The sequence below is a fragment of the Mesorhizobium sp. M7A.F.Ca.US.002.01.1.1 genome, assembly GCF_004022955.1.
Taxonomy (GTDB): Bacteria; Pseudomonadota; Alphaproteobacteria; order Rhizobiales; family Rhizobiaceae; genus Mesorhizobium; species Mesorhizobium ciceri.
Genome location: NZ_RZQE01000563.1, coordinates 1 through 3,403 on the forward strand (window position 1 = coordinate 1; position 3,403 = coordinate 3,403).

Here is a 3,403-nt window from a genome sequence, read left to right on the forward strand (position 1 = left end):
GGTGAACACCGGCCCGTCGATGACATAACGGTCCGGACGCACGTCGACGCCGGGAAAGGCCGAGGAAAAATCCTCCATGTCTTCCCAGTGGGTGGTGGCGCTGCGTCCTTCCAGCAGGCCGGCGCGCGCCACCAGCCAGGTGCCGGCTTCGACACCGCCGCAAGCGCGTGCTGTCCGTGCAGCCCGGCGCAGGCCGGACAACAGAGCCGAGGTTGCATAGTTCTGGGTGCCGAAGCCGGCGACGACGACAAGAACGTCGGTCGACTCGCCCGCATCGAAGCGGCCGCCGACCGCCACCGGCAGGCCGCAAGTGGTGACTGGAGCCTCGCCGGTCACCGAGACCAGCTTGAAATCGAACAGGGTCTCGCCGGAGATGCGGTTGGCCGCGCGCAGTGGATCGACGGCGGATGCGACGCACATGATCGACGAACCGGAAAATACCAGCAGCGTCACCCTAAGCGGCGAGCGCTCGGCGCGAAAGATCGTTGGTTTTTCGCTTTTCGTCATGGAAGCTTCGTAAAACGCAAAACAGTTTCCGGCAAGTCGGGCATTGTTGAGGTCTATTTCTTTCGGAGGAGAGTTCCATGCCGCTTGCGATGAACCGTGAGGTCTTCATTACCTGTGCCGTGACCGGGTCCGGCGGGTCGCAGGACCGCAGCCCGCATGTGCCGCGCTCGCCCAAGCAGATCGCGGATTCCGCCATCGATGCGGCCAAGGCGGGCGCCGCCATCGTGCATTGCCATGTGCGCGATCCCGAGACCGGTAGGCCGAGGCGCGACGTACATCTCTACCGCGAAGTGACCGAGCGCATCCGCGCGGCAGAAGTCGACGTCATCCTGAACCTGACCGCCGGCATGGGCGGCGACATGGTGTTCGGATCGCCGGAAGCGCCGCTGCCGCTCAACGAAAAAGGCACCGACATGGGCGGTGCCACCAACCGCATGGAACATGTGCGCCAATGCCTGCCGGAAATCTGCACACTCGACTGCGGCACCATGAATTTCGCCGAGGCCGACTATGTCATGACCAACACGCCCGGCATGCTGCGCGCCATGGGCGGCATGATGACGGCGCTCGGCGTCAAGCCGGAGATCGAGGCTTTCGACACCGGCCATCTGTGGTTCGCCAAGCAACTGGTCGAGGAAAAGGTGCTCAACCCGGATGCGCTGGTGCAGCTTTGCATGGGCGTGCCGTGGGGTGCGCCTGATGATCTCAACACCTTCATGGCCATGGTCAACAATGTGCCGTCGACCTGGAACTGGTCGGCCTTCGCCATCGGCCGCAACCAGATGGCTTATGCCGCGGCGGCGGTGCTGGCCGGCGGCAATGTCCGCGTCGGGCTGGAGGACAATCTGTGGCTCGACAAGGGCGTGCTGGCCACCAACGCACAGCTGGTCGAGCGCGCCGCCAGCATCGTCACCAATCTCGGCGCCAGAATCCTTGGGCCGGAAGAGGTACGGCAGAAGCTCAACCTCACCAAGCGGGCGCCGATCGCGGCATAAATTATTCGTCGGGAGGGTCGGCATGACTACCGTAAAATTCACCGCGATGAAGGATGGCGACCGGGACGACTACGAGTTCCTGACCGCGCATGAAATCGACTATGCGGCCAGGACCGGCGAGCGGCTGCTCGACGCGCTGGTGCAGCTCGACGCGGGTCTTTCCGGCTACAAGATCACCCGGCTCGGCCATTCGCTGCAGGCAGCGACACGTGCCTGGCGCGACGGCGCAGACACCGACTGGATCGCTTGCGCGCTGCTGCACGACATCGGCGACATCTATGCGCCTTACAATCACGACGAATATGCCGCTTCGATCCTGAAACCTTTCGTGCGCGAGCAGTGCACTTGGGTGGTGGAAAAGCATGGCGACTTCCAGCGGCTCTATTATGCCCATCATCTCGGCGGCAACCGCCACGCCCGCGACCGCTTTGCCGGCCATGCTTATTTCGACGATTGCGACGAGTTTTGCGAACGCTGGGACCAGTCTAGCTTCGACCCCGACTATGACACGCTGTCGATGGAATTCTTCCGGCCCTTCGTGCTCGAAGTCTTTGCCCGCAAGGCCTACGATCCCTCGGTGATCCGAGCCGGCGAGCGCGTACCCCTCATCGATCCCGCAACCGCCGCGACAAGAACCGGAGCTTCAGCATGAGCATCATCAACAAGGCAGCCGCCATCGGTGGCGGTGTGATCGGCGCCGGTTGGGTGGCGCGCCTGCTGCTCAACGGCATCGACGTGTCGATCTTCGATCCCGATCCCGAGGCGTCGCGCAAGGTCGGCGAAGTGATGAAGGGCGCGCGCCGCGCCTATAAGCAGATGGTGCCCGGCGGCCTGCCGAAAGAGGGCAAGCTGACCTTCGCCAAGACCATCGCCGAAGCGGTCGCCGATGCCGATTTCATCCAGGAGAGCGTGCCGGAGCGGCTCGACCTGAAACACCGCGTGCTGGCCGAGATCGACGCTCACGCGCCGGCCAACGCGATTGTCGGCTCCTCGACTTCCGGCATCAAGCCGACCGACATGCAGGTGGCGATGAAGAAGCATCCGGAGCGGCTGGTCGTCGGCCATCCGTTCAACCCGGTCTATCTCCTGCCGCTGGTGGAGATCGTCGGTGGCGAGCAGACCTTCCCCGAGGCGATCGAGGTCGCCAAGGAGATGTATGCCTCGATCGGCATGAAGCCTGTCGTCATCCGCAAGGAGATCGAGGCCTTCGTCGGTGACCGCCTGCTCGAAGCGGCATGGCGCGAGGCGCTGTGGCTGATCAAGGACGGCATCTGCACGGTCGAGGAACTCGACGACATCATGCGCTACGGCTTCGGCCTGCGCTGGGCGCAGATGGGCATGTTCCAGGTCTATCGCGTCGCCGGCGGCGAGGCCGGCATGCGCCACTTCATGGCGCAGTTCGGGCCGTGCCTGAAATGGCCATGGACCAAGCTGATGGACGTGCCTGAGTTCAACGACGAACTGGTCGACCTGATCGCCACGCAGTCGGACGAACAGGCGCATGGGCTGTCGATCCGCGAGCTGGAAAAGATCCGCGACGACAATCTGGTCGCCATCATGGATGCGCTGTCGAAACAAAACAAAGGCAAGGGCTGGGGCGCCGGCGCGCTGCATAAGGACTATACCAGGCAGCTGGCCAAGCTGGCGGCGAAGAAGCCCATGGCCTCCAAGGCGGCCGAGAAGGCCAAAGCCTTGAAACCGGTCAAGAAAGCCGAAAAGCCGAAGAAAAAGACCGGCAAGAAGAAAGGCTGAGAGCATGGATTTCGGGCTGTCGGAGGAACAGAAGCTCATCGTCGAGACGACGCGCGCGTTCGTCGAGAACGAGCTTTACCCGCATGAGCGCGAGGTCGAGCGCACCGGCGTGCTGCGCCGCGACCTGATCGAAGAGGTCAAGGTAAAGG

At 63.4% G+C, this 3,403-nt stretch carries 5 protein-coding genes; 4 read left to right on the plus strand and 1 reads right to left on the minus strand.

What is annotated here, in order from left to right:
* Window positions 1-507, minus strand: a 507-nt coding sequence (locus tag EN932_RS31925; protein WP_164890722.1) for an AraC family transcriptional regulator, incomplete at its 3' end; no start/stop codon positions are given.
* 77 nt (window positions 508-584) lie between these two features.
* Between EN932_RS31925 and EN932_RS31930 the strand changes: the two genes are divergently transcribed.
* The 4 genes from EN932_RS31930 to EN932_RS31945 all read left to right on the plus strand — a co-directional run.
* Window positions 585-1,502 carry a 3-keto-5-aminohexanoate cleavage protein gene (locus tag EN932_RS31930; RefSeq protein ID WP_013528293.1) on the plus strand — a complete coding sequence of 306 codons (918 nt, stop codon included), beginning with the start codon at window positions 585-587 and terminating at the stop codon, window positions 1,500-1,502.
* A 22-nt stretch (window positions 1,503-1,524) separates the two neighbouring features.
* Window positions 1,525-2,154, plus strand: coding sequence for an HD domain-containing protein (locus EN932_RS31935; RefSeq protein ID WP_127368670.1), 630 nt, complete (start codon window positions 1,525-1,527; stop codon window positions 2,152-2,154).
* Entirely contained in the window at window positions 2,151-3,254 is a 1,104-nt protein-coding gene (locus EN932_RS31940) for a carnitine 3-dehydrogenase (RefSeq protein WP_024501970.1), read from the plus strand. The genes EN932_RS31935 and EN932_RS31940 overlap by 4 nt, the downstream gene beginning before the upstream one ends.
* Window positions 3,255-3,258: 4 nt before the next feature.
* The coding region (locus EN932_RS31945) for an acyl-CoA dehydrogenase family protein (protein WP_164890723.1) at window positions 3,259-3,403 on the plus strand (145 nt) is incomplete at its 3' end.